Origin of the sequence: Rhodovulum sp. 12E13 (assembly GCF_003340565.1) — a bacterium.
Lineage (GTDB): Bacteria > Pseudomonadota > Alphaproteobacteria > Rhodobacterales > Rhodobacteraceae > HLUCCA09.
This window is the reverse complement of the sequence record NZ_QPLK01000015.1, coordinates 26,997-49,436: the sequence shown is the minus strand read 5'-3', so window position 1 is coordinate 49,436 and position 22,440 is coordinate 26,997. Positions and strand designations below refer to the sequence as shown.

Sequence of the window (22,440 nt, the reverse complement as noted above, 5' to 3'; positions counted from 1 at the left end):
CGCACGGCGGCGCCGTCGTTACTCCGCCGCCTCTCGCGGGCGGAAGCCCTGCTCGATCATGTCCGACGGCGCGACGGGGTAGTCGCCCGAGAAGCAGGCGTCGCAGTAGCGCGGCCGCGCCGGGTCGCGCCCGCCGGCCTCGCCCACCGCGCGGTAGAGCCCGTCGAGCGTGATGAAGCGCAGCGAATCGACCCCCAGATGGTCGCGCATCTCGTCTTCCGACATCGTGGCGGCCAGCAGCTTCTCCCGCCGGGGCGTGTCGACCCCGTAGAAGCAGGGCCACGCCGTGGGCGGGCTGGCGATGCGGAAATGCACCTCGGCCGCGCCGGCGTCGAGGATCATCTCCTTGATCTTGCGGCTGGTCGTGCCCCGCACCACCGAATCGTCGACCAGCACCACCCGCTTGCCGCGGATCAGCGCGCGGTTGACGTTGAGCTTCAGGCGCACGCCCATGTTGCGGATCTGCTCGGTCGGCTCGATGAAGGTGCGCCCGACATACTGGTTGCGGATGATCCCCATGCCGTAGGGGATGCCGCTCTCCTGTGCGAAGCCGATGGCGGCGGGCGTGCCCGAATCGGGCACCGGGCAGACGAGATCGGCCTCGACCGGCGCCTCGCGCGCCAGTTCCACCCCGATCGCGGCCCGCGTCTCGTAGACCGACCGCCCCCCGAGGCTCGAATCGGGACGCGAGAAATAGACGTGCTCGAAGATGCAGAACCGCGCCTCGCGCGGCTCGAAGGGGCGGAACGAGCGCACCCCCTCCCCGGCCGTGATCACCACCATCTCGCCCGGCTCGACCTCGCGCACGAATTCGGCGCCGATGATGTCGAGCGCGCAGGTCTCGGACGAGAGCACCCAGCCGGGGCGGTCGCCCAGATCGAGCCGCCCCAGCACCAGCGGGCGCACGCCCAGCGGGTCGCGCACGCCGATCAGCTTGGTGCGCGTCATGGCGACGATCGAATAGGCGCCCTCGACCCGGCGCAGCGCGTCCTTCATGCGCTCCGGCACGTCGCGCTGAAGGCTCCGCGCCATCAGGTGCACGATGCACTCGGTGTCGGAGCTCGACTGGAAGATCGAGCCCCGGTCGATCAGCTCGCGCCGCAGCGCGGCGGCATTGGTGATGTTGCCGTTATGCGCGATCGCCGCGCCGCCCATCGAGAATTCGCCGAAGAAGGGCTGCACGTCGCGGATCGCCGTCTGCCCCTTGGACCCGGCGGTGGAATAGCGGACATGCCCGATCGACAGCTCTCCGGGCAGGGTCCGCATCAGGGCGGGGTTGGTGAAGCTGTCGCGCACGTAGCCGAAGCGGTGCGCCAGCTGGAAGCCGCTCTCGGCGGTATAGGCGGCGATGCCGGCCGCCTCCTGCCCCCGGTGCTGCAGGGCATGCAGGCCGAGCGCCACGAAGTTGGCGGCGTCGGCCGCCCCCACCACGCCGAACACGCCGCATTCCTCGCGCAGCTTGTCATCGTCGAACGGATGGGCGGGCGGCAGGCGGCGATGCAGGTCGTCGGGCGCGGGGTCGTCGGGCAGGAACTCGTCGGGCACGGGGTCGTCGAACGCGGGACCGTCGGCAGACATGGGCAGGCCTCGAAAGGGGCAGCGGCAGCGGGGCTGACATAACGCCCCGTGCCCGCGCTGTCACCCTTTCGTCACGAAAGAGTGCCGCGGCGGCGAGAGGTGGTCGCTCGCGACAATATTTCCAAGAGGGGTGCCAAGCCGCCGCCGCACGCGGCAAGATGGACAGCGGCGGCACAAGCCGCCGGGCCAAGGGAGGGATGACCAATGTTGAAGAAGATCCTGGTGCCGGTACGCGGCGACACGCTGGTGGATGCCGTGCTGGCCCATGCCGCGGCGCTCGCGCGGCGCCATTCGGCGCATGTGGTCGTGGCGCATTGCCGGGCGCAGCCCGACGAGCTGCTGCCCTATTCCACCCTCCTGCCCGCCTTCGCGCGCGACACGATCCTGTCGCAGGCCCACGAACTGGCCGAGCAGCAGGAGCGCAAGGTGCGGGACGACCTGCACGACCTCGCCGGTCGGCTGGGTCTGGCCGAATCGGGGCCGCGTGCGGGCGCGGCGACCGTGGAGGTGATCGAGCAGGAGGAGCGGATGCCCGACACGATCAAGCATCTGGGGCGGCTGGCCGACCTGATCGTCGTCGCCCGCCCCGACCGCGACCGCGAGCTCGGCGTCTCGGCGCTCAAGGCCGCGCTGTTCCAGACCGGGCGGCCGGTGCTGATGTGCCCGCGCGAGGGCAGCGCGCCCGACACTCTCGGGGGGCGCGTGGCGGTGGGCTGGAACGGCTCGCTCGAGGCGGCGCGCGCGGTGGCGCTGACGCTCGACATCACCGGGGCGGCCGACGAGGTGACCATCCTCGCCGGCGGGCGGGGCGAGCCGCACGGCGCCACCACCGAGGAACTCGTCGAGTACTACGCCCTGCGGGGCGTCACCGCGCAGCCCCTGCGCTTCGAGGCGCGCAACCCCGGCGCGGCGCTTCTGGAAAAGACCGCCGAGGTCGGCGCCGACCTGCTTGTCATGGGCGCCTACGGCCACAGCCACGAGCGCGAAACGCTGTTCGGCGGCAACACCCAGACGATCGTCGACCACGCCGAGCTGCCCGTCGTGCTGGTGCACTGAGAGCGCCGCCCGCCCGGCCAAAGGGCTGCCGCCGCCTGCCCTACGGCAACAGCATAACAGTTGCTGCAAGAAAATATTCCTTGCACTTTTCACCACGCAATTTAGTTACTCGCGGGTGGAGTGCGGAAGTGTCGCATGCGGCGCAAGGGCGCGGCGGCGCTCTGCGCCCGGCGGACCCAGGGAGGACATTCATGCCCATCACCAAACGATCGTTGCTCGGCGCGGCCTGCGCCGGTCTGCTCGCGCTGACGCCGATGGCCGCCACGGCCGAAGGGTGGGAGCCGCGGCGCCCCATCGACTTCGTCATCATGGCCGGGCCGGGCGGCGGCGCCGACCAGATCGCCCGCTTCATCCAGTCGGTGGCCGAAAAGCACGACATGACGGGCCGGCCGCTTGTGCCCAACAACAAGGGCGGCGGCTCGGGCGCCGAGGCGCTGCTGCACGTCGGCCAGGCCAGCGACCCCGATCACACGATCCTCGTGACGCTCAACTCGTTCTTCACCACGCCGCTGCGGCAGGAGAACCTCGGCATCGACATCCAGGAGTTCACGCCCGTCGCGATGATGGGCGTCGATCCCTTCGTGCTGTGGGTCCACGCCGACAGCGGCATCACCACGTTCGAGGAGTATGTCGAACAGGTGAAGTCGATGGGCGGCGAGTACGTCATGGGCGGCACGGGCCAGGGCCAGGAAGACTCGATCGTCATCGCCTTCATGTCCGACGCCTACGGCCTCGACATCACCTACATCCCCTACGACGGCGGCGGCGCCGTGGCCAAGGACCTCGCCGGCAAGCAGATCATGGCGACGGTCAACAACCCGGCCGAGGCCAAGGGCTTCTACGAGGCGGGCGATTTCGTGCCGCTGCTGGCCTTCTCGGACGAGCGCATGCCCGCCTACCCCGACGTGCCGACGATGAAGGAGAAGGGCCACGACTTCTCCTACTACAACCAGCGGGCCGTCGTGGGCGCGCCGGGCATGTCGGAGGAGGCCGCGGCCTACTATCAGGATCTGTTCACCCGGATCTACGAGACCGAGGAATGGCAGGGCTACCTCGAGTCGGAGAGCCTCTCGCCGCTCTGGATGGACGCCGACGAACAGCGCGCCTACTGGCAGCAGCAGGTCGAAAACCACCGCCGGCTGCTCGCGGCCCTGGCGGGCTGACCGCCGACACGTCCCCGCCCGTGCCGGCCCACGCGTGGCGGCACGGGCGGGCGACCGCGACCGCTGGCCGCCGCCAGCAGGCTGACCACGAAGACGTCGACGACGGAGCAGGGCCGGAATGCGCACCGGAGAAATCGTGACGGCGGGCCTGCTCGGCCTGTTCTCTCTCTACCTGATGTGGAAGTCGGCAGAACTGCCGGTGGGCTACATCGCGGGCCAGGGCCCGGGTGGCGGCTTCTGGCCGTTCTGGCTGTCGGCGGTGATGCTGCTGGCCTGCGGGATGATCGCGCTCAACTGGTGGCGGGGCACCTCGCCGCCCTCGCAATCCGACGAGCCCCTCCTCGACGCCTACGGCTGGCGGACGCTGGCGCTGGTGGGCGGCGGGATCGTCGTGTTCGTGGGGCTGATCAACGTCGTGTCGATGTACGGGGCGATCGCGGTGTTCCTGCTCTATTACATGCGCTTCCTCGGCCGCCACTCCTGGGCGCTCACGCTGCCCATGGCGCTGATCGTGCCGCTGGCCTTCTTCTTCTTCTTCGAGGGCGCGATGCGGATCACCATGCCGTCGGGCATGTCCTTCACCGATCCGGTCTTCGACGTGCTCTACGACATCATCTACTGAGCGGCGGGCCACGCCGCCGGCTCCAGGGAATATCGGGCAGACATGGAAATACTCGCGCTTCTCGGCGACGGGATGCTGCTGGCGCTGCAGCCGCTCAACCTCTCGCTCATCCTCATCGGCGTCACGGTCGGGCTGTTCATCGGCGCCATGCCGGGGCTCGGCTCGGTCAACGGCGTGGCGATCCTGCTGCCCATCACCTTCCTCGTGCCGCCCGGCTCGGCCATCATCTTTCTCGCCGCGATCTATTACGGGGCGATGTATGGCGGCGCGATCTCGTCGGTGACGCTCGGCATCCCCGGCGCCTCGACGGCAGTGGCCACCACCTTCGACGGCCGCCCGCTTGCCATGCAGGGCAAGGCGAGCCTCGCGCTCGTCACCGCCGCCCTCGCCTCGTTCATCGGCGGCACGGTGGCGAACGTCTTCTTCACGCTGTTCGCCCCTGCGCTCGCCTCGGTCGCGCTGTCGTTCGGGCCGCCCGAGATCTTCGCGCTGATGCTGCTGGCCTTCGCCACCTTCGTCGGGCTCGGCGGCGACGATATCCCCAAGACCATCGTCTCGATCTGCCTCGGCCTGGTGCTCGCCTCGGTGGGCTTCGACACGATCTCGGGCGAGCCCCGGCTGATCCTGTTCGAGATGCAGGGCTTCCTGCAGGGGATCGGCTTCCTGGTGCTGGCGATCGGAGTCTACGGCATCGGCGAGATGCTGTGGACGATCGAACAATCGCGCGGCGAGGTGACCACCACGACGCCGCGGATGACGGCCCGCGGCATGGTCGACGACACGAAAGAGGCGGTGCGCCGCGGCTGGAAGGGCACGTGGATCGGCTCTGTTCTGGGCTTCTTCGTGGGGGTCCTGCCGGCGGCGGGGGCGACCCCGGGCTCGCTGATGTCCTACGGGGTGGCCAAGATGGTGTCGCGCACGCCCGAGAAGTTCGGCAAGGGCAACCCCGACGGCGTCGCGGCGCCCGAGGCCGCCAACAACTCGGCCTCGACGGGCTCGATGCTGCCGATGCTCACGCTCGGCATCCCCGGCTCGCCCACGACCGCCATCCTGCTCGGCGGCATGGTGATCTGGGGGCTGGTGCCGGGGCCGCGCCTGTTCGTCGACGAAACCGAGTTCGTATGGGGCCTGATCGGCTCGTTCTACATCTCCAACCTCGCCGCCGTGATCATCAACCTCGCCTTCATCCCGCTCTTCGTCTGGATGCTGCGGATGCCCTTCACCATCCTCGCGCCGATGATCTTCGTGCTGTCGATCGCCGGCGGATATGCGGCGACGCGGGACATGCACGATGTCTGGCTGATGGTGATCTTCGGCCTGGGCGCCTTCTTCCTGCGCAGGTTCGACTACCCGCTGGCGCCGGCGGTCCTGGCGATCGTGCTCGGCCCCATCGCCGAGCCGACGCTGCGCCAGTCTCTGCTGCTGTCGTCGGGCGACCCGTCGATCTTCTTCACCCGCCCGATCGCGGGGCCGATCACGGTGATCGCGCTGATCCTGATCTTCCTGCCGGCGATCCAGCTTCTGCGCCGCCGCCGCGCCGCGAGACGCCGCGCCGCGTGAGCACGCGGCTCAGCCGGCCACGGCGCGCAGGGCGCGGGCGCGGGCGGGCGGGATCGCCGCGATCTCAAGCCCGGTGAAGACGTGCAGCGTGTCGAGGTCGCGGTCGACCACCGCGTGGTCCGACACCCAGCCGCCCATGGCGAGGTAGGTGCGCAACAACGGCGGCATTCCCCTGAGCGCGCGCCGTGCATCCGGGTCGGGCGGGGCGGCGCGGGTACGCGCGAAGCGGAAGACGTCGCGCGCCTTTACCCGCGGCAGCCAACGCGAGGGCGCGAGGTGGCGGTCGCGCAGCATGGCGAAGGCGTCGAGGTAGCGCGCCGTCTCCGTGCCGGCGAAGCTCGAGCAGCCGAAGAGCATCTTCGTGCCCGTCTCGTCGACATACCGGGTCATCGCGCCCCAGGCCACGCGCAGGATGTCGGCGTCGTGCAGGTCGGGGTCGATGCAGAACCGCCCCATCTCGACCATCGGCCCCGCGAAGCCCTCGAGCGCCGCGAGGTCGTAGTGCTGCGCCGAGTAGGAGCGCCCGATCTCGCCCCCGCCGCACAGCGGCAGCAGGCGGAAGGTGCAGGCCAGCCGCTTCGTTTCCGGCTCTTCCACCAGCATGTGGCGGCAGGCGTCGTCGAAGGCGTCGCGGTCGTCGCCCCCCTCGCGGAAGCAGCGGGCACGCAGCGCGAGAGAGCGCTCGCGGTCGGCCGCGGTCGCGGCGAACCGGGCAGCGTAGCGGCCGCGGCGGAGGTCGGGCATGGGCGGCGCTCTCCTCATCCTTGCAGCCGGACCGCCCTTGGCGGAGAGCCGCGCCCGGCCTACCTGTCGATAGGCGGGCACAGGGCGCCCGGCAAGATGCGACGCGCTCCGTGACGGGCGCATGACTGAGGGGAGAAGGGCGAATGGCCGACACGGGTTCCGCCGCGACGGAGAGGACGGGCCGCACGGACGGCGGCAAGGTCGTCAAGAGCGACGCCGAGTGGCGCGCGCAACTGGGAGACCTGGGCTTCAAGGTGATGCGCCGCCATGGGACGGAGCGCGCCGGCACGCATGACGACTTTCCCAAGGAGCCGGGCACATTCCTCTGCGCGGGCTGCGGCGCGCCGCTCTTCGACCAGGCGACCAAGTTCGAGAGCGGCACGGGCTGGCCCAGCTTCTATGCCCCGCGCGAAGACGCGCCGGTGGGCGAGAGCGAGGACACGTCGTGGTTCATGCGACGCACGGAGGTGCATTGCGACCGCTGCGACGGCCATCTCGGCCATGTCTTTCCCGACGGGCCGGCCCCCACGGGCCTGCGCTACTGCATCAACGGCGTGGCGCTGCGCTTCGAGCCCGAGACCGGAGGCGCGTGAGTCACCCGCCCGCGCGGCCGGCCTCAGCCGCCGCCGAGGTTGTCGAGGTTGATCCGGCCGAGATTGCCGAGAAGCTGGCGCAGGAAGCCGATGCCCTGCACGTTGCTGTCGGTCACGCGGCGCGACAGAGCGACGACGTTGCCGTCTTCCAGGCCGAAGCGCTCGACATTGGTCACGACGCCCTGCGCGTCGAACGAGATCGCCACGATCTCGCGGTCGATCACCTCGGGCTCGCGGTAGCCGCGCTGCTGCATGCGCTGCGACACGTAGTAGAAGCCGCTCTCGTCGATGACACCCGAGGCGCCCGGCGAGCCGAGCGTCTCCTCGACCGTCTCGCGCGTGTCGAGACCGACGGCGATCTCGGCCAGCTCCTCGTCGGGGGGGACGTAGCCATGGTTGCGCACGATCGGGCTGCACGCGGCAAGGGCCAGCGAGGCGGCCACCGCGACCGCAAGCGGGCCAGAGGCCCGGCGGCCCTGCCGTGCCTTCGCCCTGCTCTCCCCGGCCCCGAGGACCCGTTCACGCACCATGCCCTGCCCCGCACCTTGGCCGCCAGTCACGGAACGGACCGCGGCGGCAACGATTGCCCCCGCGGTTATATCAATGGCATGGTCCACCGCAAGCGACCGCCCCGGAGACCGGCAGAACGCATCGCATCATGACGTCACAAGGCCGCAAACGCACCCCGACCCGCCTGCGCCTCGGCGCCCTGCCCGCGCGCGAGCCGACCGGGTTCGACATCGTGCCCGACGCCGCGGCGCTCGAGGCCCTGCGCGAGCGCCTCGGCCTCGACGGCCTGCGCAAGGTGCGCCTGTCGGGGCAGCTTGCTCCCATGGGCCGCGAGGACTGGCGCCTCGATGCGCATCTCGGCGCCACCATCGTGCAGCCTTGCGGGGTGACGCTGGAGCCGGTCACGACGCGCATCGAGGAGGACGTGACGCGCCGCTACCTGGCCGACCGGGTCGAGCCCGACGAGGCCGAGGCCGAGATGCCCGCCGATGACGACGCCGAGGCGCTGCCCGACAGCGTCGACCTCATGCGCGTGCTCGAGGAGGCGCTGGCGCTGGCCCTGCCCGCCTTTCCCCGCGCGCCGGGGGTTGAGCTGGGCGAGATCGAGGCCCGCCCCCCCGGCGCCGCGCCCATCGAGGCCGACCCGGCCGAGCGCCCCTTCGCCGCGCTGGCCGAGCTGAAAAAAAGGCTCGACGGCTGAGATATTTGCGCCTTTGCGGTTGCGCTGTCGTGCGATCGGCGTATTTTGCCCGACCTGTTCCCGACAGCGCTTGAACGGCCAGAACAGGCGGCGTATGTGGCGCCGCATCGCGGAAATCGCGCCCCGGCCCGGCCGGCGGCTCACCCCATACGAGGTTGCACCATGGCTGTCCCCCAGAACAAGGTCACCAAGTCCCGCCGCAACATGCGCCGGGCGCACGATTCGCTCACCGCCGACAACCCGGCGGAATGCTCGAATTGCGGCGAGCTGAAACGCCCGCACCATGTCTGCCCCGCCTGCGGCCACTATGCCGATCGGGAAGTGGTGGCGATGGTCGACGAGATCGACCTCGACGAAGACGCGGCCTGAGGCCCCCTCCCTTCGCCACCCCCTGATGGACACGTCGCCCCCGTCCGAGACCAGACTCTCCGCGCCCGCCGCGCTCGCCGGCAAGACGGTGATCAGCGTCGATGCGATGGGGGGCGACCAGGGGCCGGCGGTGGTCGTGGCGGGCCTTGCTCTGTCGGCAAAGAAGAACCCCGACATCGGGTTCATCGTGCATGGCCGCGAGGGCGAGCTCGCGCCGCTCATCGACAAGCGCAAGCTGACCGACCGCTGCGTGATCCGCCACGCCGACGACGTGGTGACGATGGGCGAGAAGCCGTCGAGCGTGATGCGGCACGGCCAGGGCTCGTCGATGTGGTCGGCCATCGAGAGCGTGCGCGACGGCGAGGCGACCGTCGCCGTCTCCTGCGGCAACACCGGCGCGCTGATGCTGCTCGGCATGGTGCGGCTCAAGAAGCTCGAGGGCGTCAACCGCCCCGCCATCGCCTGCCTCTGGCCGAGCCGCTCCGACACCGGCTTCGCCGTCATGCTCGACGTGGGCGCCGATATCCGCGCCGATGCCGAGGACCTGCTGCAATACGCGCTGATGGGCACGTCCTACGCCCGCAACGGGCTGGGGCTGAAGCGACCGCGCGTCGGCATCCTCAACCTCGGCACCGAGGAGCACAAGGGGCGGGCAGAGCTGAAGGCCGCGCATTACCTGATGGCCGAGGCGGCGCCGGGGGCCGAGTTCGAGTTCGTGGGCTTCGTCGAGGGCGGCGACATTCCATCGGGCGAGGTCGACGTGATCGTGACCGACGGATTCACCGGCAACGTCGCGCTCAAGACGGCCGAGGGCACTGCCTCGCTCATCCGCGACTTTCTCAAGGAGGCGTTCAAGCAGACGCCGCTGTCGCGCATCGCGGGGCTGCTCGCCTACACCTCGCTGCGGCGCCTGTCCAAGCGGATCGACCCGCGGCGGGTGAACGGCGGCGTGTTCCTCGGGCTCAACGGCACCATCGTCAAGAGCCACGGCTCGGCCGACGCGACCGGCGTCTCGGCCGCGATCAAGCTCGCCTTCCAGCTCGCCCAGGCGGGCTTTTCCGACCGTCTCGCCGCGCGTCTCGCCGATGCGATGGAGATCCGGCGCGAGGCGGAGGCGGGCGCGCCGGGCGCTGCAACGGGCGCTGCAACGGGGGCGGCGCAGGGCTCTCGCGCGAGCGGGTGAGGCCCTTTCCCTCTGCCCCGGCGGATGCCAGAAGGGGCGCAACGATGACGAAGCAGGCAGAGCAGAGATGACGATCAGAGCGGTGGTGCGGGGCGTCGGCCACTACCTGCCCGAGCGGGTGGTGGAAAACGCCGAGTTCGAGGCCACCCTCGACACGACCGACGACTGGATTCGCTCGCGCTCGGGCATCGAGCGGCGGCACTTCGCCGCCGAGGGCGAGACCACGTCGGACCTCGCCGCCCATGCCGCCCGCACCGCGCTGTCAGATGCCGGGCTGACGGCCGGCGATCTCGATGCGCTGATCGTCGCCACCTCCACGCCCGACCTGACCTTTCCCTCCGTCGCCACGATGGTGCAGGACAAGATCGGCATGGGCACCGGCTTCGCCTTCGATGTGCAGGCCGTCTGCGCCGGCTTCATCTACGCGCTGGCCAACGCGCAGGCGCTGATCGCCTCGGGTCAGGCGCAGCGGGTCATGGTGATCGGCGCCGAGACGTTTTCGCGCATCCTCGACATGACAGATCGCGGCACCTGCGTGCTCTTCGGCGACGGCGCGGGCGCGCTGGTGCTCGAGGCCGCCGAAGGCGCCGGCACGCCCGCCGATCGCGGCATCCTCGCCACCGACCTGCATTCCGACGGGCGGCACCGCGACATTCTCTACGTCGACGGCGGCGTCTCGACCGGCTGTTCCGGCGTGGTGAAGATGCAGGGGCGCGAGGTCTTCCGCCACGCGGTCGAAAAGCTCGCCGAGACCGCTCATTCCGCGCTCGCCAAGGCAGGCCTGACAGAGGATGATGTCGACTGGATCGTGCCGCACCAGGCCAACCTGCGGATCATCAAGGCCACCGCGCAGCGGATGGGCCTGCCGATGGAGCGGGTCATCCTCACGGTGCAGGATCACGGCAACACGTCGGCCGCCTCGATTCCCCTTGCCCTCTCCGTGGGCCAGCACGAGGGCCGGATACGGCAAGGCGACCTTGTCGTGACCGAAGCGATCGGCGGCGGCCTGGCCTGGGGATCGGTCGTGCTGCGCTGGTGATTTAAGCGGTAAAATCACCTGACAACAAAACCTTGCGGGACGATCTTGAAGTGACGCGAGTGATGCATGATTGCGTCACCCAGACGATACCTGCCTCAATCCCACCGCTCAAGCCCTTGATATTGACGGACTTCCCGCGCTCCCCTAGCCTCGCATATCAACGAGACGAGGGAGGGCGGCATGGGCCAGCGCACCGTGACCCGCATGGATCTGAGCGAGGCCGTGTTCCGCGAGGTAGGCCTCTCGCGAAACGAATCGGCACAACTCGTCGAGAGCGTGCTGCAGCACATGTCCGACTCTCTGGTGCGGGGCGAGCAGGTCAAGATCAGCTCGTTCGGCACCTTCAGCGTCCGCCAGAAGGCCGCCCGCGTCGGTCGCAACCCCAAGACGGGCGAAGAGGTGCCGATCCATCCCCGCCGGGTGCTCACCTTCCGGCCCTCGCACCTGATGAAGGAGAGGGTGGCCGCGGGCAACAAGGCGAACGCATGACCCGCCGCCCATGACCGCCAGGAAATCTCCAGATGCGTTCCGCACCATCGGCGAGGTCGCCGCTTGGCTCGGCGTCTCGTCGCATGTGCTGCGCTTCTGGGAGACGAAGTTTCCCCAGATCAAGCCGGTCAAGCGCGCGGGCGGCCGCCGCTACTACCGCCCGCAGGACATGGCCCTGATCGGCGGGCTGAAACAGTTGCTCCACGAGGACGGGCTGACGATCAAGGGCGCGCAGAAGGTGTTGCGCGAGAAGGGGGTGAAGTCCGTTGCCGCCCTCTCGCCCCCGCTCCTGGGGATGGAGGGCGCGCCCGCGGAGGAGGCGGCGCACGTCGATGCGGCCCAGGCCGGCAGCGCCGCCCCCGACATCTCGCCCGAGACCGTCCATACGGCGCCGTCGCCCGAGCCCGTCGAGAGCGAGCCCGCCGAAAGCGAGCCCGGTGGCGAGGCCCTCGCCCCGGCTGCAGAGACGGCGGAAGAGGCAGGGCGCGACGTCGAGGCGTCCGCCGGGTCAGAGGCCGCGACGGACGGCGGCGGCGCGGAGGCGGCACCTGCAGCGGCCCCCGACCGCGCGATGCCCCCCCGCGCCCCCCTGCCGGGCGCGCCCGACGGCCAGCTTGGCCTCTTTGGCGACCTGCCGCCCCTGCCCGGCGCGCCCGACCCCGAGCCCGAGCCCGCGTCCGAGCCGACGCCGGAACCTGCGGCGGCCGGTTCGGCCCCGGATGCGCACTCGGATGCGCCCCCGGATGCGCCCCTGCCAGCGGCCATCGTCGCGCGCCGCCACGGCGGCCTCGACACCCGCGCGCTCGCCGCGCTCCTTGCCCGCGCCGAGGCCCTGCGCGCCCGCATGGCGGCCCACCCGCGGCGCTGAGCGTAGGCCTCCTGGCCGCGGGCCGATCCGCTCTTGCTCCCGCGCACGAATCCGGTAAGACGCGGGCATCGGGCTATAGCGCAGTCTGGTAGCGCGTCCGTCTGGGGGACGGGAGGTCGTAGGTTCGAATCCTGCTAGCCCGACCAAACGCTCCGCCCCCCGCGCGGCGCGCGCCGCGTGACCCAGCGGCAGAGCGCCGGAGAGAGCGCATGCTTCATCCCTCGCCAGCCGCCGCTGCCCTCGGCCTCGAGGCGCCCGGCGTATTGCCCTGCCAGGCGATCGAGCGGCTGGTCGAGGCCGGCGCCATCGCTGCCGAGCACGCGGTCGAGCCGGGCCAGATCCAGCCCGCGAGCCTCGATCTGCGCCTCGGTTCGCAGGCCTACCGCGTGCGCGCCTCGTTCCTGCCGGGCAAGGGGCGCCACGTCTCCGCACGCCTCGCGGATTTCGAGATGCACCGCGTCGATCTCTCGGGCGGCGCCGTGCTCGAGAAGGGCTGCGTCTACCTCGTCCCGCTGATGGAACGGCTCGCGCTGCCGCAGGGGCTGACCGCGCTTGCCAACGCCAAGTCCTCCACCGGCCGGCTCGACCTGCTCACGCGCGTCGTGGCCGATGGCGGCACCGAGTTCGACCGCATTCCCGCCGGCTATTCCGGCCCGCTCTACGCCGAGATCTGCCCGCGCTCCTTCTCGGTGCTGGTGCGGCCGGGCATGCGGCTCACGCAGCTCCGGCTGCGCAACGGGGCGCGCGTGCTCTCCGACGCCGAGCTCGCCGCGCTGCACGACGCGGCGCGGCTGGTCGACACCGAGCCGCTCATCGAGGGGGGCCTCGGCTTCTCGGTCGATTTGCGCGCCGGCGCGGGCAGCTTCGTCGGCTGGCGGGCCAAGCCCCATACCGGCCTGATCGACCTCGACCGGATCGGCCATTACCGACCCCGCGACTTCTGGGAGGAGGTGCACGCCGAGGACGGGCGCATCGTGCTCGACCCCGGCGCTTTCTACATTCTCGTCAGCCGCGAATCGGTCCATATCCCGCCCGACCATGCCGCCGAGATGGCGCCCTACCTCGCCATGGTGGGCGAGTTCCGCGTGCATTACGCGGGCTTCTTCGACCCCGGCTTCGGCCACGCGCCGGCGGGCGGGGCCGGCGCCCGCGGCGTGCTCGAGGTGCGCTGCCACGAAGCCCCCTTCGCGCTCGAGCACGGGCAGGTCGTGGGCCGGCTCGTCTACGAGCGAATGGCCGAGGTGCCCGCTCGCCTCTACGGGCAGGGCATCGCCTCCAACTACCAGGGCCAGGGGCTGAAGCTGTCGAAGCACTTCGGGGCCGCGTAAGGGCCACGCACCCGCCGGGAGCGGCGCCGGAAACGTCCCCTGCGCCGCGATGCCAGGCGGATGACCCATACTGCCCTGCAATGGCCGCATTTCTGCTTGCAGCGCCATGCGCTGGCTGCATATGTTACTTTAGGTAAGAATGACGGAGGACGTGTCGATGCGTCTTGTTCCCCTCGTCTGCGCCTTCGGGCTGGCCCCTGCCGCTGCGTCCGCGGCGACCTTCGACTACTCGAACGTCACCGGCTCGCTCTTCTGGGATGCGACGCTGATGACCTCGACGAGCACCGGAGAGCCCACCGGCACGGGGCCCGTGACCATCCCCCTCGCGCCGAACGCGGGCGGCATATCGGGCAGCGTCTTCGTGGGCGACCTTGCGGGCGGCGGTGGCACGCTCGGCGCTGCGCGGGAGTATTCCGGCCAGGTCGAGGGCGCACTGACGGCCCTGCTGAAGGCGACCGGCTTCTCGATCGACCTGTCCGTATTCGCCCGCGCCATTTGCGTGGTGAACGAAACCGCGGGAACCTGCCCGCCTGCGGCCCAGATGGGGGCGACGCTCGAATTCGACTTCACCGTCGACCAGGATACGACGGTCACTCTCGCCGGTCCGTGGGAGGGCGGCCTGCCGGGGATCAGCACGGTGGATTACTTCGATTTCGTGCTCGGGCGCTACACGAACAATGCCTCCAAATCCCTTTGAACTCGTCGACATCGACGGCAGCGCGGCCACGTCCGGCGCATTGAACCAGCAGGTCACGCTGCAAGCCGGCGAGAGCTATTTCGTAAACCTGTCCAACAGCGCCTCTGCGGCCGCGAGCAACGCGACGCGCGACGTGACCGACAGCGGCAGCGTCGCCTTCACGCTGGGCGACATCACGCCCGTGCCGCTGCCAGGCGCCCTGCCCGCCCTGCTGGCCGGCCTCGGCCTCCTTGCCGCAGCGTCAGGCCGCACGCGGCGCCGCGCAGCCTGAGGCGGCCCCCCGCACGACCGGCGCCACCGGCGCCGCCAATGCGCGCCCCTCACCGGCCCGCTCGCGCGCGCGCGGCTTCTTTCTGTTCCAAATACGCATGTCTCCGGCAGCGGCCACAGGCCGGCCGGTCGGCGGGCAGCGCCGCGGCCCTCACTCCCGGCCCCCCTCGCCGGGCGCGGCGGTCGGGCCGGCAGGGGCCGGATCGTCCTCGAACAGTTCCGGCTGGTCGTCGCGCTCCTCGTCCTCCGCCCCCATGCCCGGCGGGGGGCGGTTGTCGAGCAGGCCCGCGGCGCGCAGCTCGCGCAGGCCGGGCAGATCCTTCGCACTCTCGAGCCCGAAATGGTCGAGGAAGGCGCGGGTCGTGACGAAGGTGACCGGCCGCCCCGGCGTCTCGCGCCGCCGGCCGAAGCGGATCCAGTCGAGCTCGATCAGCAGATCGACGGTGCCGCGCGAGACGGCCACGCCGCGGATCTCCTCGATCTCGGCGCGGGTGACGGGCTGGTGATAGGCGACGATGGCCAGCGTCTCGATCGCCGCGCGCGACAGCTTGCGCGTCTCGACCGTCTCCTTCTGCATCAGGAAGCCGAGGTCGGGCGCGGTGCGGATCGCCCAGGCATCGCCCACCCGAACCACGCGCACGCCGCGGCCCTCGTAGCGCCTCGCGAGTTCGGGCAGAGCGCGGCCGGCGTCGGCCCCGTGCGGCATGCGCGCGTTCAGCTCGGCCACCGTCACCGGCTCGGCCGAGGCGAAGAGGATGGCCTCGACCATGCGCTCCTGCTCGCCCAGGGGGGGCGCCTCGAACAACGTGCGCTCGTCGTCCGTCGGCGGGCCCTCGGCGCCCGCGGTCTCGTCGGTCATGCCCCGTCTCCCCCCGAGCGCTCGGCCCGCCGCAGCTGGATCGGGCCGAACGTGTCGGCCTGCCGCAGGTGCAGCTTGCCCTCCTTGGCCAGCTCCAGCGAGGCGGCGAAGGTGGCGGCGGTGGCCGCGCGGCGGCGCGCGGGGTCGACCTCCCAGCCCGGCGGCAGGTAGCTCGTCAGGTCGCTCCATTCGCCGGCAAAGCCGATCAGGCCGCGCAGCCGGTCCAGAGCCATCTCCATGGTGAAGACGTTCTCGCGATCCATCACGTAGGGGCGGAAGTCGTCGCGGGTGCGGATGCGGGCATAGGCCTGCATCAGGTCCATCAGGGTGGCGGTGTAGCTGACGCGCCTCACCCGCTCGACCGCCTCGGGCAGGCCGCGGGCGAAGACATCCTGCCCCAGCCGGTCGCGCGCCATCAGCTTGGCCGCGGCCGCGCGCATCGCCTCGAGCCGCTCGAGCTGGAAGGCGAGATGGGCGGCGAGGTCGTCGCCGCTCGGGCCGTCCTCGGCCGGGTCGGGCGGCAGCAGCAGACGCGACTTGAGAAAGGCGAGCCACGCGGCCATCACGAGATAGTCGGCGGCAAGCTCCAGCCGCAGCGCCCTCGCCTCGTCCACGAAGCGCAGGTATTGCTCGGCCAGTTGCAGCACCGAGATCTGCCTCAGGTCGACCTTCTGCGTGCGGGCCAGCGTCAGCAGCAGGTCGAGCGGCCCCTCGAAGCCGTCGACATCGATGACCAGCGTCTCGGCCGCCAGCCGCGCCGCGACATCGCCGCCATGCCCCGCGAAGGGGACGACCTCTGCCCCGCCCGCGCTGTCTCCAGAGCTGTCATCCGTGGTCCCGGCCATGGGCTCCGCCTGCAAGAAGGCCGTCAAGTTCGACCTCGAGCGCGGCGATGTCAACGGGCGCGGGGCGGCGCCGTGCGGCCAGCGCGGCTGCGGCGCGGGCCTCGCCCCCGGCAGTCATCGGCGGCAGATCGGCGGCAAGTGCCCGCATCTCGTCGAACGCGCCGTTGCAATGCAGGACGAGATCGCATCCGGCGGCGAGCGCGGCATGCCCGCGCTCCGAGGGAGAGCCGGTCAGGGCCGCCATCGCGATGTCGTCGGTCATCAACAGGCCGCCGAAGCCGATCCGCTCGCGGATCAGGCGGATCATCGTGGGCGAGCAGGTGGCGGGCGCTCGCGGGTCGATGGCCGAATAGACGATATGCGCGGTCATGCCGAGCGGCAGGTCGGAAAGGCCGCGGAAGGCGGCGAAATCCTCTGCCTCGAGAACGTCTGCGGGCGTCTCGACCTGCGGCAGCTCGAGATGGGAATCGGCGGTGGCGCGGCCGTGTCCGGGGATGTGCTTGAGCACCGGCAGCACGCCGCCCGCCATCAGCCCCTCGGCGACGGCGCGGGCGGCGCCGATCACGGCGACAGGCTCGGTGCCGTAGCAGCGGTTCTTCAGGATCGGGTGGGTGTCGGGGCGGGCGAGGTCGGCGAGCGGCGCGCAATTGACGTCGATGCCGACCGCCCGCAGCTCCTCGGCGATGATGCGGTAGCGCAGCGTCATGGCGCGGGCCGCGGCGCCGGGGCTCGTGGCGGCGCGCATCTGGTCGAGCGGCGGGCGCCAGAGCCGCCAGTGGGGCGGGCCCATGCGCTGCACCCTGCCGCCCTCCTGGTCGATCAGGATCGGCGCATCGCGCCCCACCGCCTCGCGCAGGGCCGAGGTCAGGCGCATGAGTTGCAGCGGCGTCTCGACGTTGCGCGCGAAAAGGATGAAGCCCCAGGGCTGCGCCTCGGCGAAGAGCGCCCGCTCGGCGGGCGAGAGCGTCGGACCGGCGCAGCCGAAGATGGCGGCGAGGGTCACGGCCGGCGCCCCGCGGGCGGGCGTGCCGGCGAAAGGCGAGCGCCGGCAGGTGGCGTGGCACGGGCGGCGCCGGGCCGCCTCACCGGGCGACCACGGGGATGCAGTCGGCCTGGTCGGCCACCAGCGCGGCGCAGAAGCGGCGGGCGCTCGCGAGGTCGCCAAACCCCTGCGCGCGCAGGCGCCAGAAGGCGCGGCCGCCGGCCTCGGCCTCTTCCAGAACGCGCGCCTTGTCGTCGAGCATCGGGGCGAAGCGGGCGGCGATGTCCCCCCATGCGGCGCGGGCTTCCTCGACGCTGTCGTAGGCGCCGAGCTGCACCAGCCGCGTGCCCGGCTCGACCGGCCCCATGTCGCCCGCGGCAGGCTCGGGGGCGGCCTCGGCGCCGAGAGCGACCGATTCGGTCGATGAGGCGGGCACCGAGGCGGGCCGCATCCGCGGGCCCGGCCGCGGGACGGGGCGCAGCGACCGGGCGAGGCCCGGGCCGGCCATCGCGAGCTCGACCGTCTCCGCCGCCTCGTCGGAGCCGGCCCCGATCTCGGCCGCGGGCAGCGAATCTCCGCCATCGGTTCCGAGCGGTGCAATCTCCTCGGTGATCGCGGCGACGATCGCAGCGGCGCGGGCGGCGTCGGCCTCCGACATGCCGGTGGTCTCGAAACGGGCCTCGACCACCGGCAGCCCTTCGGCCGTCGCGGGTGCGGGCCGGGGTGCGGGCGGCGACGCGTCGGCTTGCGCGGCGCGCTCCGTCGCCGGGCCGGGCGCAGGCGGCGCCGGGGCGAGCTCGGGCGCGGGCAGATCCTCCTCGGCAAGCGTCACCGGCTCGGGCGCGAGGCGCAGCCGCTGGGGCGGCGCCGCGGCCGCACCGCCCGCCTTGACCTCGTTCACGGCCAGCCCCGCGTGGTCGGCGATCTGCCCTCCCGGCACCTCGGGCGCCACGCGCATCGGCCCGTCGAGCGCCTGCACCACCGGCACGCCGGAGACGTCGCGCATCACCTGCCCGTAGCCCCAGACGCCGATGCCCACGACAAGCGCGAGCGAGGCGATGGCACCGCCCACGTGCAGGGCCGCCGCAATCGGCGCCCGGGGCGATGACGCAGTGCTGTAGAGGGTGTCGTCGAAGCCGGCCTCCGACCAGTCGGAGATCGGCGCGTCGTTGCCCTGCCGATACGCCATGGGCGCCCTGCGCCCCACGGCGGCCGGGTGCCCGGTGCCTGCGGTCATGCTCATGCTCTGCCTCGTCTGCCGGCCGCGCCGCCCCTCTGACGGGGGCCTGCTCCGCGGCCAATGGTCTGCTCGGTGCGGCGGCGAGACGTCTAGCGCATCTCGTCCACCGGTGTGACGCCGAGGATAGACAGGCCCGTCGCGATCACAACCGCCACGGCCCGCGCCTGGGCGATTTTGGCCTGGGATGTGGCCGTGTCGCCCTCCTGCAGGAAGCGCAGCGCCGGCTCGTCGTTGCCCTTGTTCCACAGCGCGTGGAACTGGCCGGCGAGATCGTAGAGGTAGAAGGCCACGCGATGCGGCTCGCCGGTGCGTGCCGCGATCTCGACCAGACGCGGCCATTCCGCGATCTTGGCGGCCAGCGCCGTCTCGGCCTCGTGGGCGTTGCGCGACAGGTCGGCGGCGGCGAGGGCGGCATCGGAGACGTCGATGCCCGCCTCCTGCGCCTTGCGCTGCAGCGAACACACGCGCGCATGGGCGTACTGGACGTAGAACACCGGGTTTTCCCTGGTCTGCTCCAGCACCGCGTCGAAGTCGAAATCGAGCGGCGCGTCGGCCTTGCGCGTGAGCATGACGAAGCGGGTCACGTCGGCGCCAACCTCGTCGACCACGTCGCGCAGCGTCACGAACGTGCCCGCCCGCTTGGACATCTTGAACGGCTCGCCGCCCTTGAAGAGCTTCACCAGCTGCGTCAGCCGGATCTCGAGCGGCACCCGCCCGTCCGACAGCGCCGAGACCGCCGCCTTCATCCGCTTGACGTAGCCCGCATGATCGGCGCCGAAGACGTCGATCAGCAGGTCGTAGCCCCGTTCGAGCTTGTCATAGTGATAGGCGATGTCGGGGGCGAAGTAGGTCCAGGCGCCGTCCGACTTCATGACGGGACGGTCGACATCGTCGCCGTGCGCGGTCGAGCGGAACAGCGTCTGCTCGCGCGGCTCCCAGTCGTCGGGCACCTTGCCCTTGGGCGGCTCGAGCACGCCCTCGTAGATCAGGCCCTTCGCGCGCAGGCTATCGAGCGCGGCCTCGATGCGGCCGGTGCCGTAGAGCGACTTTTCGGAGAAGAAGCGATCCATCGTCACGCCGAGGGCGGCGAGATCCTCGCGGATCATCTCCATCATCTTCTCGATGGCGAAGGCGCGCACCTCGTCGAGCCACACGCTCTCCGGCTGGCCGACGAAGGCGTCGCCGTGCACGTCCTTCAGCGCCTGGCCCACGGGAATCAGGTAATCGCCGGGATAGGTGCCCTCGGCGAAGGCCACCTCCTGCCCATGCGCCTCGAGATAGCGCAGGTAGACCGAGCGGGCGAGCGTGTCGACCTGCGCGCCGCCGTCGTTGATGTAGTATTCCCGCGTCACCTCGTAGCCGGCGAAGGCCATCAGGGCGGCCAGCGCGTCGCCCACCACCGCGCCCCGCGTGTGGCCGACATGGAGCGGCCCCGTCGGGTTGGCCGAGACGTATTCGACGTTGACCTTCTGGCCCTGCCCCATCGACGAGCGGCCGTAGCCGGCGCCCTCGGCGAGCGCGGCACGCAGCACGTCGCCCCATACCGGCAGGGCGAGGCGCAGGTTGATGAAGCCCGGGCCGGCCACATCGGCCGCCGCCACCCTGGGGTCGGCCGCGAGGCGAGGTGCCAGCGACTCGGCGATCTCGCGCGGCTTCCTCCCCGCCGGCCTGGCCAGCACCATCGCGGCGTTCGTCGCCATGTCGCCATGGGCGGGGTCGCGCGGCGGCTCGACGGTGACGGCGGCGGTATCGAGCCCCTCCGGCAGCGCACCCTCGCGCGCCATCGCGCCGAGCGTGTCTGTGACGAGGCTGCGGATGTCTGCATAGAGGTTCATGGGGGGCCTCGTCATGGAAGGGCGAGGCGCGGTGTAGCAGGACCGGGGAGGCGGTCAACCACCCCGCCCATGCGCGCCATCGGCGCCGGCCGATGGGGGCGCTGCCCCCGTCGCCGCAGTCGCGGCGACTCCCCCGGGATACTTGGAGCAAGAAGAAGCGGGGGCGGGGCGGGGCGGGGCGGGGCCGGCCGGCGAACGGCGCGCGCAGGCGAGGGATGCCGGGGTGGGTGGGCCGTCGTTCGCAGAACGCGGTCCGCGCTCCCCGGGCGCCGCCTGTCGATCCGTCAGCGCGGGGCGCCGGCGACGTCGTCGGCCGCCGCGCCGCCTCCGAAGAGGCGGGCATGGGCCTGGAGGGCGAAGCGGTCGGTCATGCCTGCCACGTAGTCGGCGACGATCCGGGCGAGCGCGGTCTGCCCTCGGGCGGCGGCGATGTCGGCCTGCCAGGCGACAGGCAGCAGGTCGGGGCGGCGCATGTAGAGGGGGAAGAGGTCGTCGATCACCGCCGTCACGCGGGCGCGCTCCTCCATCACCCGGGGCGCGCGGTACATCCGCGTGAACAGGAAGGCGCGGATCTCCTGCACCGCCTGCGCCATGCCCTCCGAGAAGGCGACGGCCGGCCCGCCCATCGCGCGCACGGCATCGGGGGTGCCGGGCATGGCCGCCTCGAGCCGGGCGCGGGCGGTGTCGATGACGTCGCCCACCATCTCGCCGAAGACGCGCCTGAGCGCCTCGTGCCGGCGCCGTTTCGGGTCGAGGCCCGGCCATGCGGCGTCGACCGCGGCATAGGCCGGACCCACGACCGGCAGCGCGGCGAGCTCGGCGTCGGTGAACAGCCCCGCCCGCAGCCCGTCGTGCAGGTCGTGGTTGTTGTAGGCGATGTCGTCGGAGATGGCCGCCACCTGCGCCTCGGCCGAGGCCCAGGTTTCGAGATCGAGGTCGTGCTGCACCTGGTACCCGGCCAACCCGTAGGGGAGCGGCCCCTCGACCGGGCCGTTGTGCTTGGCGATGCCCTCGAGCGTCTCCCATGTCAGGTTCAGCCCGTCGAAGCCGGCATAGTGGCGCTCGAGCGATGTCACGATGCGAATCGTCTGCGCGTTGTGGTCGAACCCACCGTGCGGCGCCATCAGGGCGTCGAGCGCATCCTCGCCGGTATGCCCGAACGGCGTGTGGCCGAGATCGTGCGCCAGCGCCACCGCCTCGGTCAGCTCCTGGTTCAGACCCAGCGCGCCGGCGACGGTGCGCGCCACCTGCGCCACCTCGATCGAGTGGGTGAGCCGGGTGCGGTAATAGTCGCCCTCGTGTTCTACGAACACTTGCGTCTTGTGCTTGAGCCGCCGGAAGGCGGAGGAATGGATGATCCGGTCGCGGTCGCGCTGGAACGCCGAGCGGAACGCGGCCTCGGGCTCGGCATGCAGCCGTCCGCGCGAACGCCCCGGATGGCAGGCATAGGGGGCCAGGCCGACAGGGCCCGGAGGGGGCGAGTTGGGGGGCGACATGGGGCTCCTTGCTCGGTCGCGTCACGCCTCATATATCTTGGCAATTACCCGAACGCGACGAGGCGAGCCATGTCCCTGACGCTGACCATGCCCCCCAAGGTGTCCGACCGGGCCTATGCCCGTCTGGCCGAGATCGGCGCGGCGCCAAAGGCGCTGCGCGTCGCGGTCCGGGGCGGGGGCTGCTCGGGCTTCGAATACGAGATCACGCTCGACGACCCGGCCGACGACGACCTGATCCTCGAGAAGGACGGGCAGAGGGTGGTGGTCGACGAGGTCTCGCTGCCGTTCCTCGAGAACGCCACGATCGACTTCTCCGAAGAGATCATCGGGGCGCGCTTCACCATCGACAACCCCAACGCGACCTCGTCCTGCGGGTGCGGCACGTCCTTCTCGATCTGAGCCGGCGCCGCGTCG

General features: G+C 71.4%; 24 protein-coding genes and 1 tRNA gene. 16 read left to right on the top strand and 9 right to left on the bottom strand.

Going from position 1 to position 22,440, the window contains the following annotated elements; translation table 11 throughout:
• Positions 1 to 18: 18 nt before the first annotated feature.
• On the bottom strand, positions 19 to 1,491 hold the full coding sequence (gene purF, locus DLJ49_RS13590; RefSeq protein WP_369932550.1) for an amidophosphoribosyltransferase: 1,473 nt from the start codon (positions 1,489 to 1,491) through the stop codon (positions 19 to 21).
• Between the two features lie 291 nt (positions 1,492 to 1,782).
• Between purF and DLJ49_RS13585 the strand changes: the two genes are divergently transcribed.
• The 4 genes from DLJ49_RS13585 to DLJ49_RS13570 all read left to right on the top strand — a co-directional run bounded on the left by DLJ49_RS13585 (position 1,783) and on the right by DLJ49_RS13570 (position 5,979).
• Positions 1,783 to 2,634: a universal stress protein gene (locus tag DLJ49_RS13585; RefSeq protein WP_115394098.1), complete on the top strand. Its 852-nt coding sequence runs from the start codon at positions 1,783 to 1,785 to the stop codon at positions 2,632 to 2,634.
• A 191-nt stretch (positions 2,635 to 2,825) separates the two neighbouring features.
• Entirely contained in the window at positions 2,826 to 3,797 is a 972-nt protein-coding gene (locus DLJ49_RS13580; RefSeq protein ID WP_115394097.1) for a Bug family tripartite tricarboxylate transporter substrate binding protein, read from the top strand.
• 118 nt (positions 3,798 to 3,915) lie between these two features.
• Positions 3,916 to 4,419, top strand: coding sequence for a tripartite tricarboxylate transporter TctB family protein (locus DLJ49_RS13575; RefSeq protein ID WP_115394096.1), 504 nt, complete (start codon positions 3,916 to 3,918; stop codon positions 4,417 to 4,419).
• 42 nt (positions 4,420 to 4,461) lie between these two features.
• Positions 4,462 to 5,979, top strand: coding sequence for a tripartite tricarboxylate transporter permease (locus DLJ49_RS13570; RefSeq protein ID WP_115394095.1), 1,518 nt, complete (start codon positions 4,462 to 4,464; stop codon positions 5,977 to 5,979).
• Between the two features lie 9 nt (positions 5,980 to 5,988).
• On the opposite strand, the gene DLJ49_RS13565 is transcribed toward DLJ49_RS13570, so the two are convergent.
• A complete protein-coding gene (locus tag DLJ49_RS13565) occupies positions 5,989 to 6,723 on the bottom strand; it encodes a GNAT family N-acetyltransferase (protein WP_115394094.1) in 735 nt (244 codons plus the stop codon).
• 143 nt (positions 6,724 to 6,866) lie between these two features.
• Between DLJ49_RS13565 and msrB the strand changes: the two genes are divergently transcribed.
• Positions 6,867 to 7,316, top strand: a complete 450-nt coding sequence (gene msrB, locus DLJ49_RS13560; RefSeq protein WP_115394093.1) for a peptide-methionine (R)-S-oxide reductase MsrB — start codon at positions 6,867 to 6,869, stop codon at positions 7,314 to 7,316.
• Between the two features lie 23 nt (positions 7,317 to 7,339).
• Here msrB and DLJ49_RS13555 read toward each other — a convergent pair whose 3' ends face one another.
• Complete coding sequence (locus tag DLJ49_RS13555; protein WP_233489012.1) at positions 7,340 to 7,759, bottom strand: outer membrane protein assembly factor BamE; 420 nt, start codon at positions 7,757 to 7,759, stop codon at positions 7,340 to 7,342.
• Between the two features lie 215 nt (positions 7,760 to 7,974).
• Between DLJ49_RS13555 and DLJ49_RS13550 the strand changes: the two genes are divergently transcribed.
• From DLJ49_RS13550 to DLJ49_RS13505, 10 genes are all read left to right on the top strand, one after another.
• Positions 7,975 to 8,526: a YceD family protein gene (locus DLJ49_RS13550; RefSeq protein ID WP_115394091.1), complete on the top strand. Its 552-nt coding sequence runs from the start codon at positions 7,975 to 7,977 to the stop codon at positions 8,524 to 8,526.
• A 162-nt stretch (positions 8,527 to 8,688) separates the two neighbouring features.
• Positions 8,689 to 8,895, top strand: coding sequence for a 50S ribosomal protein L32 (gene rpmF / locus DLJ49_RS13545; protein WP_115394090.1), 207 nt, complete (start codon positions 8,689 to 8,691; stop codon positions 8,893 to 8,895).
• A gap of 25 nt (positions 8,896 to 8,920) precedes the next feature.
• Complete coding sequence (gene plsX / locus DLJ49_RS13540; RefSeq protein ID WP_115394089.1) at positions 8,921 to 10,078, top strand: phosphate acyltransferase PlsX; 1,158 nt, start codon at positions 8,921 to 8,923, stop codon at positions 10,076 to 10,078.
• A 67-nt stretch (positions 10,079 to 10,145) separates the two neighbouring features.
• Positions 10,146 to 11,117, top strand: a complete 972-nt coding sequence (locus DLJ49_RS13535) for a beta-ketoacyl-ACP synthase III (RefSeq protein ID WP_115394088.1) — start codon at positions 10,146 to 10,148, stop codon at positions 11,115 to 11,117.
• A gap of 180 nt (positions 11,118 to 11,297) precedes the next feature.
• On the top strand, positions 11,298 to 11,606 hold the full coding sequence (gene ihfA / locus DLJ49_RS13530; protein ID WP_115394087.1) for an integration host factor subunit alpha: 309 nt from the start codon (positions 11,298 to 11,300) through the stop codon (positions 11,604 to 11,606).
• Positions 11,607 to 11,616: 10 nt separating this feature from the next.
• Positions 11,617 to 12,474, top strand: a complete 858-nt coding sequence (locus DLJ49_RS13525; RefSeq protein ID WP_115394086.1) for a MerR family transcriptional regulator — start codon at positions 11,617 to 11,619, stop codon at positions 12,472 to 12,474.
• 69 nt (positions 12,475 to 12,543) lie between these two features.
• A tRNA-Pro gene (locus tag DLJ49_RS13520) sits at positions 12,544 to 12,620 on the top strand.
• A gap of 63 nt (positions 12,621 to 12,683) precedes the next feature.
• Positions 12,684 to 13,802 carry a 2'-deoxycytidine 5'-triphosphate deaminase gene (locus DLJ49_RS13515; protein ID WP_115394085.1) on the top strand — a complete coding sequence of 373 codons (1,119 nt, stop codon included), beginning with the start codon at positions 12,684 to 12,686 and terminating at the stop codon, positions 13,800 to 13,802.
• A 157-nt stretch (positions 13,803 to 13,959) separates the two neighbouring features.
• A complete protein-coding gene (locus DLJ49_RS13510) occupies positions 13,960 to 14,499 on the top strand; it encodes a hypothetical protein (RefSeq protein WP_115394084.1) in 540 nt (179 codons plus the stop codon).
• A 40-nt stretch (positions 14,500 to 14,539) separates the two neighbouring features.
• Positions 14,540 to 14,770, top strand: coding sequence for a hypothetical protein (locus DLJ49_RS13505; RefSeq protein ID WP_115394083.1), 231 nt, complete (start codon positions 14,540 to 14,542; stop codon positions 14,768 to 14,770).
• Between the two features lie 150 nt (positions 14,771 to 14,920).
• Here the strand turns inward: DLJ49_RS13505 and scpB are convergent, their stop codons facing one another.
• From scpB to DLJ49_RS13475, 6 genes are all read right to left on the bottom strand, one after another.
• On the bottom strand, positions 14,921 to 15,628 hold the full coding sequence (gene scpB, locus DLJ49_RS13500) for an SMC-Scp complex subunit ScpB (protein WP_115394082.1): 708 nt from the start codon (positions 15,626 to 15,628) through the stop codon (positions 14,921 to 14,923).
• Positions 15,625 to 16,473, bottom strand: coding sequence for a segregation and condensation protein A (locus tag DLJ49_RS13495; protein ID WP_115394081.1), 849 nt, complete (start codon positions 16,471 to 16,473; stop codon positions 15,625 to 15,627). Before DLJ49_RS13495 ends, scpB begins: the two co-directional genes overlap by 4 nt.
• Positions 16,454 to 17,476, bottom strand: a complete 1,023-nt coding sequence (locus tag DLJ49_RS13490; RefSeq protein ID WP_115394080.1) for a glycoside hydrolase family 3 N-terminal domain-containing protein — start codon at positions 17,474 to 17,476, stop codon at positions 16,454 to 16,456. The genes DLJ49_RS13495 and DLJ49_RS13490 overlap by 20 nt, the downstream gene beginning before the upstream one ends.
• Positions 17,477 to 17,555: 79 nt before the next feature.
• Entirely contained in the window at positions 17,556 to 18,698 is a 1,143-nt protein-coding gene (locus tag DLJ49_RS13485) for an SPOR domain-containing protein (RefSeq protein ID WP_233489010.1), read from the bottom strand.
• 86 nt (positions 18,699 to 18,784) lie between these two features.
• On the bottom strand, positions 18,785 to 20,530 hold the full coding sequence (gene argS / locus DLJ49_RS13480) for an arginine--tRNA ligase (RefSeq protein ID WP_115394079.1): 1,746 nt from the start codon (positions 20,528 to 20,530) through the stop codon (positions 18,785 to 18,787).
• A 284-nt stretch (positions 20,531 to 20,814) separates the two neighbouring features.
• Positions 20,815 to 22,026: a deoxyguanosinetriphosphate triphosphohydrolase gene (locus DLJ49_RS13475; RefSeq protein ID WP_115394078.1), complete on the bottom strand. Its 1,212-nt coding sequence runs from the start codon at positions 22,024 to 22,026 to the stop codon at positions 20,815 to 20,817.
• 81 nt (positions 22,027 to 22,107) lie between these two features.
• Between DLJ49_RS13475 and DLJ49_RS13470 the strand changes: the two genes are divergently transcribed.
• Positions 22,108 to 22,425: a HesB/IscA family protein gene (locus DLJ49_RS13470; protein WP_115394153.1), complete on the top strand. Its 318-nt coding sequence runs from the start codon at positions 22,108 to 22,110 to the stop codon at positions 22,423 to 22,425.
• The last annotated feature ends 15 nt before the right edge of the window (positions 22,426 to 22,440 follow it).

Coding starts and splice junctions, on each gene's coding strand:
- DLJ49_RS13585 (WP_115394098.1), top strand. CDS start 1,783: ATGTTGAAGAAGATCCTGGTGCCGGTACGCGGCGACACGCTGGTGGAT.
- DLJ49_RS13580 (WP_115394097.1), top strand. CDS start 2,826: ATGCCCATCACCAAACGATCGTTGCTCGGCGCGGCCTGCGCCGGTCTG.
- DLJ49_RS13575 (WP_115394096.1), top strand. CDS start 3,916: ATGCGCACCGGAGAAATCGTGACGGCGGGCCTGCTCGGCCTGTTCTCT.
- DLJ49_RS13570 (WP_115394095.1), top strand. CDS start 4,462: ATGGAAATACTCGCGCTTCTCGGCGACGGGATGCTGCTGGCGCTGCAG.
- DLJ49_RS13565 (WP_115394094.1), bottom strand. CDS start 6,723: ATGCCCGACCTCCGCCGCGGCCGCTACGCTGCCCGGTTCGCCGCGACC.
- msrB (WP_115394093.1), top strand. CDS start 6,867: ATGGCCGACACGGGTTCCGCCGCGACGGAGAGGACGGGCCGCACGGAC.
- DLJ49_RS13550 (WP_115394091.1), top strand. CDS start 7,975: ATGACGTCACAAGGCCGCAAACGCACCCCGACCCGCCTGCGCCTCGGC.
- rpmF (WP_115394090.1), top strand. CDS start 8,689: ATGGCTGTCCCCCAGAACAAGGTCACCAAGTCCCGCCGCAACATGCGC.
- plsX (WP_115394089.1), top strand. CDS start 8,921: ATGGACACGTCGCCCCCGTCCGAGACCAGACTCTCCGCGCCCGCCGCG.
- DLJ49_RS13535 (WP_115394088.1), top strand. CDS start 10,146: ATGACGATCAGAGCGGTGGTGCGGGGCGTCGGCCACTACCTGCCCGAG.
- ihfA (WP_115394087.1), top strand. CDS start 11,298: ATGGGCCAGCGCACCGTGACCCGCATGGATCTGAGCGAGGCCGTGTTC.
- DLJ49_RS13525 (WP_115394086.1), top strand. CDS start 11,617: ATGACCGCCAGGAAATCTCCAGATGCGTTCCGCACCATCGGCGAGGTC.
- DLJ49_RS13515 (WP_115394085.1), top strand. CDS start 12,684: ATGCTTCATCCCTCGCCAGCCGCCGCTGCCCTCGGCCTCGAGGCGCCC.
- DLJ49_RS13510 (WP_115394084.1), top strand. CDS start 13,960: ATGCGTCTTGTTCCCCTCGTCTGCGCCTTCGGGCTGGCCCCTGCCGCT.
- scpB (WP_115394082.1), bottom strand. CDS start 15,628: ATGACCGACGAGACCGCGGGCGCCGAGGGCCCGCCGACGGACGACGAG.
- DLJ49_RS13495 (WP_115394081.1), bottom strand. CDS start 16,473: ATGGCCGGGACCACGGATGACAGCTCTGGAGACAGCGCGGGCGGGGCA.
- DLJ49_RS13485 (WP_233489010.1), bottom strand. CDS start 18,698: ATGAGCATGACCGCAGGCACCGGGCACCCGGCCGCCGTGGGGCGCAGG.
- argS (WP_115394079.1), bottom strand. CDS start 20,530: ATGAACCTCTATGCAGACATCCGCAGCCTCGTCACAGACACGCTCGGC.
- DLJ49_RS13475 (WP_115394078.1), bottom strand. CDS start 22,026: ATGTCGCCCCCCAACTCGCCCCCTCCGGGCCCTGTCGGCCTGGCCCCC.